The organism is Lysinibacillus sp. FN11 (assembly GCF_024628845.1).
Taxonomy (GTDB): domain Bacteria; phylum Bacillota; class Bacilli; order Bacillales_A; family Planococcaceae; genus Lysinibacillus; species Lysinibacillus capsici.
The window spans coordinates 270144-285131 of the sequence record NZ_CP102383.1 but is presented as its reverse complement, the minus strand read 5'-3'; the positions used below and the strand labels follow the sequence as shown (position 1 = coordinate 285131).

Annotated in this window: 12 protein-coding genes; all 12 read right to left on the bottom strand. The window is 39.0% G+C overall.

The genetic code is table 11. The features are described 5' to 3' along the window. Nucleotides 1-223: 223 nt before the first annotated feature. Nucleotides 224-2821 (bottom strand): VWA domain-containing protein, encoded by a 2598-nt coding sequence (locus NP781_RS01260; RefSeq protein WP_257521236.1) that lies wholly within the window; start codon nucleotides 2819-2821, stop codon nucleotides 224-226. After that, nucleotides 2805-4550 carry a vWA domain-containing protein gene (locus tag NP781_RS01255; protein ID WP_257521235.1) on the bottom strand — a complete coding sequence of 582 codons (1746 nt, stop codon included), beginning with the start codon at nucleotides 4548-4550 and terminating at the stop codon, nucleotides 2805-2807. The genes NP781_RS01260 and NP781_RS01255 overlap by 17 nt, the downstream gene beginning before the upstream one ends. Nucleotides 4551-4561: 11 nt before the next feature. Further along, complete coding sequence (locus NP781_RS01250; protein WP_221679601.1) at nucleotides 4562-5437, bottom strand: DUF58 domain-containing protein; 876 nt, start codon at nucleotides 5435-5437, stop codon at nucleotides 4562-4564. After that, nucleotides 5434-6429, bottom strand: a complete 996-nt coding sequence (locus NP781_RS01245) for an AAA family ATPase (protein WP_048391973.1) — start codon at nucleotides 6427-6429, stop codon at nucleotides 5434-5436. The genes NP781_RS01250 and NP781_RS01245 overlap by 4 nt, the downstream gene beginning before the upstream one ends. An 11-nt stretch (nucleotides 6430-6440) precedes the next feature. Next, on the bottom strand, nucleotides 6441-7886 hold the full coding sequence (locus NP781_RS01240; RefSeq protein ID WP_257521234.1) for a DUF8809 domain-containing protein: 1446 nt from the start codon (nucleotides 7884-7886) through the stop codon (nucleotides 6441-6443). A gap of 12 nt (nucleotides 7887-7898) precedes the next feature. Further along, complete coding sequence (locus NP781_RS01235) at nucleotides 7899-8744, bottom strand: ABC transporter permease (protein WP_221679598.1); 846 nt, start codon at nucleotides 8742-8744, stop codon at nucleotides 7899-7901. Continuing rightward, a complete protein-coding gene (locus tag NP781_RS01230; RefSeq protein ID WP_221679597.1) occupies nucleotides 8741-9676 on the bottom strand; it encodes an ABC transporter ATP-binding protein in 936 nt (311 codons plus the stop codon). Before NP781_RS01230 ends, NP781_RS01235 begins: the two co-directional genes overlap by 4 nt. Then, nucleotides 9676-12069 (bottom strand): DUF8725 domain-containing protein, encoded by a 2394-nt coding sequence (locus tag NP781_RS01225; RefSeq protein ID WP_257521233.1) that lies wholly within the window; start codon nucleotides 12067-12069, stop codon nucleotides 9676-9678. The genes NP781_RS01230 and NP781_RS01225 overlap by 1 nt, the downstream gene beginning before the upstream one ends. Before the next feature lie 161 nt (nucleotides 12070-12230). Beyond that, nucleotides 12231-13118 (bottom strand): transcriptional regulator CcpC, encoded by an 888-nt coding sequence (locus NP781_RS01220; protein WP_221679822.1) that lies wholly within the window; start codon nucleotides 13116-13118, stop codon nucleotides 12231-12233. A 68-nt stretch (nucleotides 13119-13186) separates the two neighbouring features. Beyond that, nucleotides 13187-13627: a cyclic-di-AMP-binding protein CbpB gene (cbpB, locus tag NP781_RS01215; RefSeq protein WP_004224640.1), complete on the bottom strand. Its 441-nt coding sequence runs from the start codon at nucleotides 13625-13627 to the stop codon at nucleotides 13187-13189. A 197-nt stretch (nucleotides 13628-13824) separates the two neighbouring features. Continuing rightward, the gene (locus NP781_RS01210) at nucleotides 13825-14064 is read right to left on the bottom strand and encodes a short-chain dehydrogenase (protein ID WP_257521232.1); all 240 of its coding nucleotides are present in this window, start codon (nucleotides 14062-14064) and stop codon (nucleotides 13825-13827) included. A 63-nt stretch (nucleotides 14065-14127) separates the two neighbouring features. Continuing rightward, nucleotides 14128-14895, bottom strand: a complete 768-nt coding sequence (gene fadH, locus NP781_RS01205) for a 2,4-dienoyl-CoA reductase (RefSeq protein ID WP_257521231.1) — start codon at nucleotides 14893-14895, stop codon at nucleotides 14128-14130. Nucleotides 14896-14988 lie beyond the last annotated feature (93 nt).

Genomic DNA, 14988 nt, shown 5'->3' with positions numbered 1-14988 from the left:
AGCGCCTTTTTCCACTTTATGAGCGGCAATGGCTCTACTTGGAGCGCTTTTCTACTCTTTATGAGCGGCAATGACTCAACTTAGAGCGCCTTTCTCTCCTTATGAGCAAAGAGCCCACTTTTTAGATCATCTTACCCGCTCTAACAAAGGGGACAACTCTCTATTCAAACAATATAAAAAAGCAGTGCAAAACTATTAAGTTTGCACTGCTGCTTCCTCTATTTTAAGATCGTTTTTTCATGCCTTTTAACAAATGTGCTACATTTGTGTCTTCTGCCTGTAGAGTTTTTTCCTCAACCAGCGGCTCTTTTTTCTTCGTATTCGTTAGGAAATTCCAACCAAAACGTCTTATGGTAATATCAATAAAGAAAAGAAGCATACTCGCTAAGAGTAGCCATGTGGCAATATTTTGCCGATCTGCTCCTTTTGTCGTAAAGTCACGGAAGACATCTTGTGGTTCCTTTAAAACAGTGCCTCCTGTTCGCTGAGTTAACTCTTCTATCAGTTGGTTATTTACAGGGAGTAGTTCGTATTCAGCACTATAAGGAACACTTAGCCCTGCCTGATAGATGGCCTGCTTTTCATCTGCTACACGGAAGAAAATTAATCCAGGTTCAGCTTGTACTACAGCTCGAACTTGGGATGCGGAAATGGTTTCAAGTTGTGTTTCTAGCTCCTCCCCTGCTTCATTTACTGCAACAATGTCTAAAAATGCAGCTTCATTTGTAGGGTCTGTAATCATAAAGGAACCATCTGCTTCCAATCTTACATCATAGGCTACATCATTGTAGCTTGGTAGCATTTGAGAAATAAGTGTTTGCCAAAATACTCCCCAATTTCGCCATCTTGCCCAATCTCCTGTCCATTTACCCGTTGAATCAGATGTAAAGGCAAATGTTTTACCAAGACCATATTGCCACTGCGCTAACACAGGATCTTCCTTTTCGCTTTCTGCTACGACAGTAGCCCCCTGTTTTGCCGTTGTCCCAATGTATGCATTCATTTGTGGGACACCATTAGCAAACAGTACGTTCCATCCTGCTGCATTATAAATTGCAGGGTAAAATGGATTGTCCTCAATATAGGTGCGGGAAATCATAGCAGTTTCACGAGATAAAATAGAAGGAATGGTTTGCTCATCTATGACATCATAGAAACGTCCACTGCCCATGTCACTAAGCGCTTCTAATAAGTTCGCATCGGCATCTTGTCCAATCGCTACTGTCGATAAGGTTATACCATCTTCTTTTCCTTCAGTAATTAAATCCTCATAGTTCCCTGCCTGTGACTGCCCATCTGTTAAGAGAATAATATGCTTACGTTGGAGCTTTAAATCAGCAAGGTTCTCGTAGGCTTTAGCTAATGAACTATAGATTTCTGTTCCCCCACCAGGTGTTACTGATAAAATAGTATCCACAGCCTCTTCTTTACTGCTAAGAGGCCCTGTCTCTATAATCTCCCATGGACGATCATCAAAGGCGATGAATCCTAATGTATCCTCGTCTCGCAACATCTCAACAGAACGTGCCGCTGCTTCCTTAGCAAGCTCAAGCTTCGAGCCTTGCATACTGCCAGATCGGTCAAGTACAATCACTAATCCTAAGGAAGGTAATTGCTCTTTGCCCTTAATTTCCATTTCCACTGGCAATAAGGTTTCGATCGGTGTTTTAAAGTAGCCGCCTAGACCAAAACTATTTTCTCCACCAACCATTGTAAAACCAACTCCAAAGTTTTTGACTGCTTGCTCAATAACACTCATTTTTGCTTCACCCACTAAATGACCTGGTACATTGTCGAAAATAATAGCATTATATTGCAAATAGCTGGATAGTTCATTTGGTAGACTGTTAGGCGCTACAACATCATAGGCAATGGATTGACTACCAAGTGCTGCTGCGATGGGTGAAGCTGTTTCATAACCATTAACGATTAATAAATGTGGTTCACTTTGAACCATTGTGACACTAGTTAACTTATTGTTTTCAAAAATAGCATCCTGACCAACTTGAACAACGGCTTCATATTTTACAAGTCCTTCAGCTGTTGCTGCATGTTTATAGGTAAACACATTCGTGCCTTCTGTCAGCTCAACTGCCTCTCGATGAATAAGCTCATCATTTTCATATAATAACAGCTCACCTTGGCCTGCTGAGGTTGCATGTATGTCTGTCACTAATTGTTGTTGCTCTCCAACATAAGCCACTTGAGGGGATACAAAGCTTTTTAGTGATACATCATTGACAACTGGTTGACTAAAAGGCTTAATATCAACACTAATATTGGAACCTTTCAACTTCGTAGCAAATTCTAAAGCATCTCCCTTTGTCTCATTACCATCTGTTAATAGCACAAGACGAGTTGCTTTTTTAGGATCTATAATCCCTGAAGCAAGCTGTAAACTTTGTTCTATATTCGTTTGATCGGTAGCTTTGATTTCAGTTAGTTTTGGTACTTCCTTTAATGTTTTAGACAAAATAGCTTCTGTTTGTAAAGTAGAGGAAAATGAATAAATGCCCGCAAGTTGTGGTTCTTTTTTTGATTGTAGGCTCTCCTGTATAAACTGAACCATCTCATCTTCCGTACCATTCATAGAAGCAGAACGATCTACTAAATAAACAATTTGTTCTTCTTTTATTGGTAATAATAGATAGGGACCTGCGAGTGCAAAAACTAAACAGCCTGCTGCCACTATGCGAATAGTAAGTACAACAATATGACTTCTTTTGAGTCGCTGCCGCTCATGAAAGTATGTCCATCCAAAATACAAAAATAAAGGAAGGAGTAACAACAATACTAACGGCATATCAATTCGTAAATCCACGACGTCGTTGCACCTCCCACTCTGAAACAAGCAATAGTAAAATAATCACAATTAGCCAAGGCACGAAAGAGGTCATCGAAACTTCTTCCTTTCCGTTGTCTGAGATATCACCTATTGTAAAGCTTGTTCCTTGTTCAATAACACGTTCTTGGGCTTGCAATTGCACAATCAATTGTTTTTCCTCATTATTTGAGCGTACCATATAAATGCCTGGCTGTTTGGGCGCAGTTAGCATACCCTTGGTAACAGACGAAAGAAATTCGTCTTCCTGCGAATAAACATTCCAGTCTCCTTGCGCTAAAGCAACTGCACGTTGTTCATTGGGTGAAAAAATCCCAAGTGACCCAACTGATTCTGTTAGCTGCTGTTCTGTACTCCATAAAAATAGTGGGAATGATGGATGTAAGGGCCAATCTGTATCAGCAATATCCGCTAAAACAACGATATCTCCTTTAGGGGAGCGTTGGATGAATGGCTCTTCTCCAACAGAAGCAATCGTTTCATAGTCCGCAAAGCCAGGATAAACAGCACTAACATAAACATCCTTTAGTTCACTAAATGCAAATAATGCATCACTTCTAGTGCTTACCGTCCCATTCGCATCTACTTTTTCTGCATCATCACGACCAAATAATACGAGGGGGTTGTCCATCTTTTCCAATAAGGCTGATTGGTTTGTGATTATTGTAGCATCTTGATTGTCAGCTACTTGCAAGGAAGGGACGATTTTTACGCCACTACTAACTGTTTGAAAACCTTTTTGTATCAGTTGATGCAAGCCTTGATCAACAATAATTTTTGACGTAGTCGTTTGTAGTAATACTGTTTGTTGATTGTCTATGTCATAATCATCTTTTGCATCAATAATAGCTGTCATGGATTTTGCTAAAGGCAAATCTTTAAATGTTTTCGTAATGGCTTCATTTGGAGGCACAACGACACTTTCTGCTACTAGCTCCTCACCCTCTGCATTATTCAATGCGAGTGTTACCTTTTGCTCGGTATTTGTATCATTATGGAGTTGTACAAGTGCCAGCGTAGCTTGTCCATCTGTCGTAGCAGCAAAGCGTGTAATAGCGATATTTGTTAAGTCTTTTGTAGCACCTCTTACTAGCCATTTCACAGAATCCTTGTCCATCGGTAATTGCTTTTTATCAAGTGTATCTGTAAAAACATAGATAGAAGTTGGTGTATCGCTCACAAATGCCTGTGCTACATCCAGCGCCTTATTCATTTCAGCAGTTTCATAGGTTACTTGTAAATCTTGAATAGCTTTTTTTATTTCACTCGTGTTGGTTTCTTGCTGTAAAACAGCTTTTGGTGTAGCGCCAGTTGTAATTAATGTGACAGGTCGACCATTCAATTCATCCATCAAGTTCAGCATTTCCTGTTTATGAGCGTCAAAGGTTGATTGCTCTTTGCCTGCCAGCATTGTGGCTGAAGTATCTACAATAAATATGGTTTGTGCACCTACAATGGTTGATTTTTTTATATAAGGATTCATTAATGCCAAAACAAGTAGCAGTAAAGCAAGCAGCTGTAAATATAGTAGGGCATTTTTTTGTAAATGCTTTAAATAAGGCGATACTCGAGTTTCCTGCATAATCTCCGACCAAAAAAGTGTCGAAGAAACAGTTTGTTCTGTATATTTTTTTCGAAAGAAATAATAAAGTAGGACAATGACCGGGATGATGGCCGTCCAGCTAAATATAATTTGACTAAAGCCCAATACGGCTCACCTCACCTAATCCAATGTGCTTTTAATAATTGCTGGAAAATCGCATGTTGCAATCCATCTTCGACTTTCAATTGTAATTTTTGAACACCAAAGCGACGGCAAATGGCTTCAAATTCTTCTTCATGTAGTATGCGTCTTGCATGGTAGGACTCCAGTACTTTAGAGGACATCGTCACATTCACATCATTACCTGTTTCACGATCAAGGAGACGTACATCACCCGAATAATTTGGTGACAGTTCTTCTTGCGTTACAATTTGCAAAATACGAACATCTCCAGCGTAGCGTGGTAGCCTTTTTAATAGCTGTTCCCATTCCTCAATTGGCTCTAATCCATCTGTAACAATGAATAATACGGTACTATCTTTAGGTAAAGCTTTAAGTGCATCCTTGGCAAAACGATTAGAGTAATTAGCTTCCTCTATATCTGTTACTAGCTGTAAAAAAGCTCGGCGATACATGGTACCCTTCCGTCGAAATGGTGGCTTCACTTCATCTTGGACAAAAGAAAAGGATAGACGATCATCTCGACCTAATACCATTAGACCGAGGGAGGCCACAATTTGACGAGCAAATAACCACTTAGCATGTTGCCCCATTGATTTGGTAGCATCAAGTAGAATATGTACACGCATCTCTTGCTCATCTAAAAACCTTTTAATAAAGTATTTATCTGTACGAGCAAAGACGTTCCAATCCACTTGGCGTACATCATCACCTAAATGGTATTCTCGAAAATCCGAGAAATCAAGGGATGCCCCGAAGCGTTGAGAACGGTGCGAGCCCTTATGTTGTCCGCGTAATTTGGAGGCCGTCGCTACTTGGAAGCGACTGATTTTCGCTAACCAGTCTTGGGGCAATAAGTATTTTGCTGTCACTTGCTAATACCTTGCTGAACTTTTTCTAAAATAACATCAATCACATCGTCTGCTGTTTTTCCTGAAGCCTCCCCTTCATAATTCAACAGCATGCGATGACGTAAAACAGGCTTAGCAACAGATTTAATATCCGCTACAGAAACATGAAAACGACCATTCATTAAAGCTCTTGCCTTTGCCAATTTGATTAAGCTCTGCAAACCACGTGGACCACTGCCATACATAGCATATTGTTTAACCTCATCAAGCGCATCGGTTCTTTCAGGATGCGTAGCCACCACTAGATCAGTTGCATACTCTAGCATTTCATCAGCAACCATCACTTCCTTTACCATTTGCTGAGCTTGAATGAGAGCATCCGTATCCATCTGCTTCTGTAAACCAATTTCCTGGGCACCTGTCGTTCGCTTCATAATTTCCATAAGTTCGCTTTTTTCAGGATAGGGTACAAGAATTTTACAAAGGAAACGGTCCATCTGTGCTTCTGGTAATGGGTATGTTCCTTCCATTTCAATAGGGTTTTGAGTTGCCAACACGAAAAATGGTCTCGCCATTTTTTTTGTATCCCCTAATATTGTTACCGTTTTTTCACCCATTGCTTCCAACAAGGCACTTTGGGTTTTAGGTGTTGCGCGATTTATCTCATCAGCCAATACCATTTGACTAAAGATTGGCCCAGGTTGAAAGGTAAATTGCTGCTTCCCATCGGGTGTACGTTCAATCATGCTCGTTCCTGTTATATCTGCTGGCATAAGATCTGGTGTAAATTGAATACGTGAAAACGACAGATCCAGTACCTCTGAAATGGTACGAATTAACATCGTTTTTCCTAAGCCAGGTAAACCTTCTAACAATGCATGACCATCCGCTAATACTGCATACAGGGTATAATCAATTGCTTCTTCCTGTCCAACAATGAAGCGATGAATTTCTTCTTTAACTTGTTGTAATTTCGTACTCATATCTACATACTGTTGCTCTGTAAAGGCCATTTCTTTTCCTCCTACTGCGACTCAATTGACGTGAAATAAGATTGCACGACATTTTGTAAATCCTTCGGTAATTGTAAACGCTCTGAACTCTCTAAATAGCTGTCTTTATATGAGCCAATTACTTCTTCATATGGTCGAATAGAACCTTTTGTTATCGGACCATTTCCTTGTTGCTCAGATACATGGGAACCATCTCCTAAATTGCCACCATCTACTGATGTCTCACTTGCCCCACCAATTCGATTCGGTGTCGTTAACAAATTCCGACCGCCTTGGCCACTTCCTGCTCCTTGACCACCTTGTCCTTGTCCTTGTCCTTGTCCCTGTCCCTGTCCCTGTCCTTGACCTTGACCCTGTCCCTGTCCTTGACCTTGACCCTGTCCTTGACCTTGGCCTTGACCCTGTCCTTGACCTTGGCCCTGTCCTTGGCCTTGACCATTGCTCTGGCTACTACCCTTTTGCTGTTGGGAACCACTTTGCGCATTATTTTGACTAGACTGGCCTTGTTGATTACTAGGTTGGGAATTACCAGATGACTGTTGACTGTTTTGATTGTGACTGCTTGCATTATTGGCACTCGCAATTGCATTTTGTAAGGAGTTACTTGCTGGTTTACCAAGTTTACTCATAGCAGTTTGTGTGGCATTTGCATTTTCTGTGAGCCCTTGCTGCATGTGGGCAAGCTCTTTTAGCTGCTCAACCTCTTCCTTCGTTAAACCTTTGCCTTCTGTTGTGCCATCTTGACTAGCCGTTTGTTTATCCTTTAATTGCTGCTCCTTTAATGCTAACTCCTTTTGCTTTTTGACAACTTCTCGTAAAGCTTCTTCTGCTGTTTCAGCCTCTTTTAAAGTATTTTGAAGTTCTTGCAATTGCTCCTTTACTTCTTTTGTTTCCGCCTTTTTCTCTAATTTAGCGATTTCCTTCTTCATATCTTCGATAACTGCCTGCTCCTTTTCAACCTCTATTGCTTCAATTTGCGTAGCTGCTGGGAACATATAAAGAATAGCTAGAACAACTGTTGTAATAAACAATCCGATAAACGCCTTTGGACGAAATAGATTTTTCTTTCGAGCCTTAAAGTCTGCGAAAGCTTTTTCAGCATTTTGCATCGCTTTCGATAATAATGATTGAACAAGAGGATCCTGATCATCTTTAAATGATAAAGCTGTCACTAATTCATTATGTGAGAAATAATGATCCAGTTTATGCAATGCCTCTTTCTCTTTGACCCGCTTCCACCAAATATAAGCTATAGTTGCAATAATAACGGTAATAAAGGCACCTAATGCTATTTGGCGATAATATGGCCAGATAAATAGTCGGGAAATAAGTACGAGAGAAGCACTCGAAAGCAATGCCAAAAACAAACCGTATTGTGCAATGGGAATGCTTCTTTCAAGAGTTAATCTCGATTTTGCACGCTGAATATATTTTCGTAATTGCTTACGACGCTCCATACCAATTCCTCCTCATCGGTTACTTTTCATGTTGGCACGTAATTTTTTAATCGCAATGGTTAAACAAAGTACAATGATGAATACATAGGCAATTAAATAAGTAATCCATACAGGTAGTTCTACACCCGAAAGCTCTGCTAACGTATCTCCCATCTCTGGAGAAATAAGGGTCAGCATCAAGGCACCTGGATTAATAGATGCCCAGAAATAGGTCATAAAGGAGGTACCTGTTCCAATGGCATTACCCATTTGATGAAAGGCCATTGTTAAAAAGAAGAAGAATGCTGTAATACCTCCTAAGAAAATGATTGAGCCATATGTGGCAATCATGGCAACAATAGTTCTCTTAGTAATCGTAGAAAACATCACACCTATACTACCTATTGCTACTACAGTGACTAAATAAAATAAAAATATAGAAATAAGCTGTGAAGGCGACACACCACCGAATAGAAACACTAGACTGTATAGTGGTAATCCCGCTACCAGCATCAATACTAGAAATGCTACGGAGGATAGTAATTTTCCAATAACAATTTGTGTAGAACTTTGTGTCGTTGTTAATAAAATATTTAATGTTTGCTTTTCACGCTCACTACTGATAGCACCTGCAGTCAAACTTGGTGTAATGAAAAGAACTAATGCCATTTGCAAGATGGTTAGCACAGCAAACATCATAAAGCTTGTCTCTGGTTTAAAGAAGCCTCTGCCAGTAAATTCAGTTGTAAGCAATAAAAACCCTGCAATGAAAATACACAGTACCGCTAAATAAAACATTAAACCTGAAAAGCTTTTAAAAGAACGGAAGCGTAACTTCAATTCTTTAACAAGTACTGGATTGTGAAATCTTTCCATCATTGATTGTCCGCTCCCTTCGTAATCGCCATAAAGACATCCTCTAAATCCTTCTCTTCTTCACTTAATGCGTAGATTGGTAAATCTGTAAGCATAGCTTTTTTTAGCAATGCCACCTGCTCAGCATTTGTTCCTCGATAGTTAAAGGCTATTTCTAAACGATTTTCAATGACATCAATTGATGAAATATGCGGATCTTCCTCTAAAAACGCTCGTACTACATCCAATTGATCTGTCACTTTCAACACAATACGCTTTTCTCCTTGTAGCTGGGCCTGAATCGCGGCTACATTTCCATGTGCAATTAATTTACCATTATCAATAACACCGATTTCATCACACATCTCAGCAAGCTCAGGCAAAATATGCGACGAAATTAAAATTGTTTTTCCCATAGACTTTAAGTTCCGTAAAATATCTCTCATTTCCACACGAGCACGTGGATCTAGTCCTGATGCAGGTTCATCTAGAATCAGTACCTTTGGATCATGGATAAGTGCACGAGCTAAACATAAGCGTTGCTTCATACCACGTGATAATAAATCAACATATTCATAGCGTTTACTTGTTAAATTCACTAGTTCTAATAGTTGTGGAATTAACACTTGACGCTCTGCTAATTGGAGACCGTAGCTCGCTCCATAAAAATCTAAATATTCGTCTACTTTTAACTGATCATATACACCAAAGAAATCGGGCATATAACCAATTTGCTTTCGAACTTCTTTTGGTTCCTTCACAACACTTTTGCCATTTATCAGAGCATCTCCTGAAGTCGGTGACAATAGTGTAGCTAAAATAGAGAATGTCGTTGATTTCCCTGCTCCATTTGCGCCAACAAATCCAAATACAACGCCTTCTTCTAAAGATAAGTTTAAATGATCTAATGCTGTAAAGGAGCCATATCGTTTCGTTAAATCACGAATTTCAATCATTATTTTGCCACTCCTTTCAGCTCTATGTCTGGTAACTTCGTTTGTTCTCCTGATGGGTCGGGACCATATTTGATTTCAATTCGAAGCTCTCCATCTTGATTAAAGTATGTTGAAACCTTGTCTGTAAACACTTGCTTTGTATCGACTAAAGGCTCATATATATTCGTTTCATTATTCCAAATGGATAGCTGCATACGTGAGACATCCTTATTAGAAATTGTCAGCTCATTGAGTGATTCAACGGCATCCATAAATTGATCTGGCATGGTCATCGTTACTTCGTACAATCCTTCAGATAGGTACCATTTATTCAATTCTTCCTCGATCTTTTCATAATATCCATTAGCTGATAGTGGCTCTACTGAATACGAGAAGTTATTACGCTTCATTGTAAATGGTCCTGTTAGTTCAACTTTTCCTTTAAATGGTTGAACAAGCATCGTAATTGGTGACATATTGGCACTTGTTTCTAATTCAACACCTACCACAGCTTGATCTGTCCAAGCTGTAAGTATTGGCTGGTTATCCTTTTCGATAAGCGGCAATGCTAAAGTTTTCATTCGCTCAATCCGCATTGGGTTTACCTCATCCTTTTTCGATGGGTAACTATAATTATAATTATTGAAAATAGATGGTTTTTGAAGAACTGTTGTTTTCAGTTCCTTATTTACCTGTAATGTTCCGTTTGCTTCAATATCACCTAGTTTTACTTCTTTCACACCAGAGATTAATGTGACATCTTTTAATGCGAACGGGAAATTATTTTTAACTGTTCCTGTTAGATGTTCATTTTTCAGTGTTATATCTATATCCATCTTTCCGATATTTTGTGCTGATGTTTTTCCACCAAAGGATTGCACAGACCAGTAGCTTAAATCACGTAATGTTAGTGTTGAACCGCTAGCATTTTCTTTTACATAAGAAGATTCATGTAATGGTCCCATCGTGCCTGTGAAGTTATTATAATTTCTTAATGCAACGGCAGTTGTATTTTGGTCAGCATTGACCACAAAATCCCCACTGCGATTCGTTAAAATGGATTCTACATAATAGCCATTTACACTATTGTCTTCATTTACTTTATAGAATGCAGATTGCTGAACTTGTGGCTGAACAATACGATCCTTCGCTCCGACAATAAAAAGAACAATGGAAAGAACAACAGAGATAGAAGGTATTATCCACCATGCATGCTCACGCTTGTCCGCTTTTTTCAAGACAAAATAAAGAATTGGCCCGATTATTAAAATATAAAGAATAATGACAATAAGCATATAGCTTACTGATACTTCGAAAGATGGAAATAGTTCATTAATGGTACGAAGTTCATAAGATATTTGATCAAGAGGAGATTGTCCCTGTCTCATCATTCCTTGCTGGGAAATACTTTGAATATTCATCACTTTGGCTAAAAGTGCTCCGTAGCCGTCCATAGAAGCAAGTGGTTGATCACCTAAAGAGAAAGTTGTTTGAATCACTTCCCCGCTACCCACTTTTTTCTTTGCTGCTAACACTGCATTATTTTCTGTTAGTACAGGTAAACTTCCTTCACTACTAGTAGCTGCGTAAACTGAAATCGGCTGTGTAAAAATGCCGCCTCCTGACAATTTAGTTAAAGCTTCTGCAGAAATCGCAGTCATTTCATGTGATAATGACAAAGGTAAATACTCTTTAAAAATCCCTGCTGTAGCATTGATTTGGTCAGCAGCCCCTAGAAGCAAGGTACCACCATCCTGTACCCATTTTAGTAATGCTTCTTGTTGTTTCTGTGTTAAATCAGCAATAGCCACTTCATCTACAACAATGACATTGGCCATCGCAAGTCCCTGCGAGTCTTCTGGAAGTGTATAATCTTTTAATTGATTGATATTAAATACTTCCACATTACTTTGAGCTACAAATGTTGATAAACGTAATAGTGCTGAAAGTCGATCACTTTTATCTGTTAATGTATAAATGAATGTTGATGAGGGGTCTAAAAAATTTGATTGCAGACGTTTAGTTCCCTTATAGGCAATCTTTTTTCCTTTTTCAATGTTTCCCTCATAAAAGGCAAATAAATCTGTGTCCGAATAACTATAGTCAGCTAAACCATCAAGATAGAAAGAAAATGTCTTTTCCTCTCCTGCTGCTATATCAATTGGAACGACAAGTGCTGAAGCTGCCTCATAAGAATTTGATGAATTAATCGCCATATCTCCTGAGAAGTCAGCTCCATTATTTTTCACTGTAACTTGGAGTGGTACTACTGATTGATATTTCGCTTTACCAGAAACACCAGCTGTTGCTTTCACCTCTAGCGTAGCAGCAGCACTCGCCTGAGTTGTAGGCAAGATAAAGCTCATTACAAGCATGACTAGTAAGGTCAGTGCCGTCCATTTTGTCTTTTTCAAAAGCTCAACCCCTTTTTATGTAAATAGATGGTTACATAATTATACGATTTATATTGCATTTTGTTCCATTTCTTATGTTATCTTCATTAATATTCATAAACTCTTAAGAATTCTACAATGCAAAAAGGCAACTCCAAAACACCCTAGAGCTGCCTGATATTCTATTTAGTATAATCAAACAAACACCGTGCATGATCCTGCACTACTTCAACAAACGCCTCTACTTGTCTTAATTCAAAAGAGGATTCATAACCAATTAGCCAAGTATCGCGTGTAAGACCAAACTCTTTTTCATCATTTGATAGAGGGATTTTATGAATGGCATCGTGGTCATTTAACGTAATAGAAGGTAAGATCGCATAACCGATACCATTTAAAGCCATTTGCTTACAAATTTCAATTTGATCCACTAAAATTTGTTTTCTTGGATTTGAAGCAAAATGCTGCTGCCACCATTGTTGAATTTCTTGATAATAGTTGGAATCACTCTTATATTGAATAAATGGACGGTCTGTCTTTAACACATCTTCAATTGTTTTAACCTCTTTGTCCACCAAATAAAGAGTATCTCTGAAAAGGTGGATCTTTTCTCCTTTCCAGTCAACTTGGCCTCGTACAATACCTACATGTGCCTCGCCCTCATAAAGAGCTTTCACAATTTCAGAACTCCAGCCCGTCATCAGTGATATTTTAGCCTCTGGATATTTTGACACAAAATCCTTCAAAATTTTTGGTAGCCAGTTCTGACCAACAATGGATGCACAGGCAATTTTCAATGTCCCATTTACCTTTGTCGTTAAGGATTGAATCGTTTCAAATATTTCTTCCTTTTTGGCTAGCATTTCCTTTGCATAAGCAATAACTTGTTCACCAGCAGGTGTTGCTGTTAAACCTTTTTGTGAACGAATAAATAATTGGGCACCCCAGTCTTTCTCAATTGTTTGTAATCGTTGTGAAAGAGCTGGTTGGGATAAAAATAGACGCTCTGCTGCTTTCCGCATATTGCGTTCTTCAGCTAAGATTTTTAAAATTTCTGCCTCTGTTGCCATCAATCTGTAAACCTCCAATACAAGCAAAGAGGGCCTCATGATTTTCATCTGAGTTCCCTCTTAAGCTACTACTCTTTTTGATAAATATATTTTTTCAATTGCTTTAAAATAACACGTCTTGTTAATATCCCTGCGAATGTACCATCTTCGTCCACTACACATAAAAAGGCGTGGTTAATAACTAAATCCAAAGCACGCTGGAAAGTATCCGTCAGCTTCAATACAGCGATCTCTTTTTCCATAATAGAGTCAACCTTAATATCAGGTAGCTTTTCATATTCAATATGCTCAAGTCCAAGAATCGATTCGGTAATCATTTTCATGCTAAGTAAACCTTGAAGTCGATATTTCAAATCTAATACAGGTATGGACGAGTACCCTGTACGTGTTAGTACAAGGAGTGCATGTTCCGCACTATTTCCACTTTGTACATGCGCAACTTTTTCAGAGGAAATGATAAAATCACTAATTGGCATTGCTAATAAGTCTTTGCTGTTAGTTGAAATCATGAACTTCTTCTCCTTTTCTGTCCTCACTGTGTAGAACAGTCCTTCCCTTTCATCATATCACAACTTTTCTATGTATGACCATGACCAGGCCGAGAAGAGTTTTTCATGAACAATGAATTATTTTAGCCTTTACAGCAAAAACTTAGAATATCTTCATCCAGTCAAGTTTTTCGTGACCGAATGAAGATGGTTCTTAACTAATAGCCAGCCTTACTCCAGTAGTAAAAAATCATGATCCCTAAAAAAAGCAAAAAAATTGCATAGACCCAAACAATTGGGTTCAAAATCGTTGCATACTCTTCAACCGTTTCTGAAATCGGAGTATCCTTTTCAGACTTCCGTTCAGAAGTCATCTTTGCAATTTTCAACGTGTATACAAAGGAAATTACACAAATAATTATCATAGCAATTAGAGCTGGTATTAACCACATACCCATCGGCAAAACTCCTTTCTTTACCCTTAGTATGCGTCAACCCAGCTATTCGTTATGCAAACTTTTTTAGAATGGATATTGATTGAGCCACTGCCCACCATCCAAAGTTACACATTCGCCATTCATATAACTTGCTTTGTTAGACATCATAAATGTAGCTAAATCAGCAATTTCTTCTGGTGTTCCTATTCGGCCTAGTGGAACAGAATCTAGTGTACGAGCTGCCGCTGCTTCTGATTCCCAAAGCTTATCGGCTCCACCAGTACGCTCGATTGGACCTGGTGCAATAGCATTAACCCGAATCCCATACTGTTTCCCCCACTCAACAGCTAGCGTTCTCGTCAATGATAGTACCCCTGCTTTTGCTGCAGCAGAATGGATCACACCTGCTCCTGCATTCCAAGCATACGTCGCTACCATATTTAATATAGACCCTTTGATCTTATGTTCAATCCAATACTTGCCTACTACTGAAGAACAGTAGAATGTACCATTTAATACAATATCTACGACAGCCTTCCAGCCATTCGGTGATAAATCCTCTGCACGTACAATAAAATTACCTGCTGCATTATTCACAAGCCCATCCACTTGACCAAATTTTTCAATAGCAAATGCGAGCATAGCCTCAGCATGCTCAGGTACACGTACATCCATTTGGAATGTCTCAATAGAGGGACCAGCCTCAGCTATAAATTTCTTTGCCTCTGCTAATCGTTCTTCATTACGACCTGTTATGACAACATTAGCTCCCTCAGTCACGAACTGCTTTGCCATATACAGCCCCATGCCACTTGATCCACCCGTAATAATAATCGTCTTCCTTTGCAACATTCCATTTCCCCCTTTGTTAAAAATGAATGATGATTCACTAAAAGTTTACTATATATTCTCGAATATGTCATATTAATTCTATAGAATGTGAGT

Excerpts from the sequence above, each read along its gene's own strand:
- NP781_RS01245 (WP_048391973.1), bottom strand. The coding sequence starts at position 6,429 with ATGGCCTTTACAGAGCAACAGTATGTAGATATGAGTACGAAATTACAA.
- NP781_RS01240 (WP_257521234.1), bottom strand. The coding sequence starts at position 7,886 with ATGGAGCGTCGTAAGCAATTACGAAAATATATTCAGCGTGCAAAATCG.
- NP781_RS01235 (WP_221679598.1), bottom strand. The coding sequence starts at position 8,744 with ATGATGGAAAGATTTCACAATCCAGTACTTGTTAAAGAATTGAAGTTA.
- NP781_RS01230 (WP_221679597.1), bottom strand. The coding sequence starts at position 9,676 with ATGATTGAAATTCGTGATTTAACGAAACGATATGGCTCCTTTACAGCA.
- NP781_RS01220 (WP_221679822.1), bottom strand. The coding sequence starts at position 13,118 with ATGGCAACAGAGGCAGAAATTTTAAAAATCTTAGCTGAAGAACGCAAT.
- cbpB (WP_004224640.1), bottom strand. The coding sequence starts at position 13,627 with ATGATTTCAACTAACAGCAAAGACTTATTAGCAATGCCAATTAGTGAT.
- NP781_RS01210 (WP_257521232.1), bottom strand. The coding sequence starts at position 14,064 with ATGGGTATGTGGTTAATACCAGCTCTAATTGCTATGATAATTATTTGT.
- fadH (WP_257521231.1), bottom strand. The coding sequence starts at position 14,895 with ATGTTGCAAAGGAAGACGATTATTATTACGGGTGGATCAAGTGGCATG.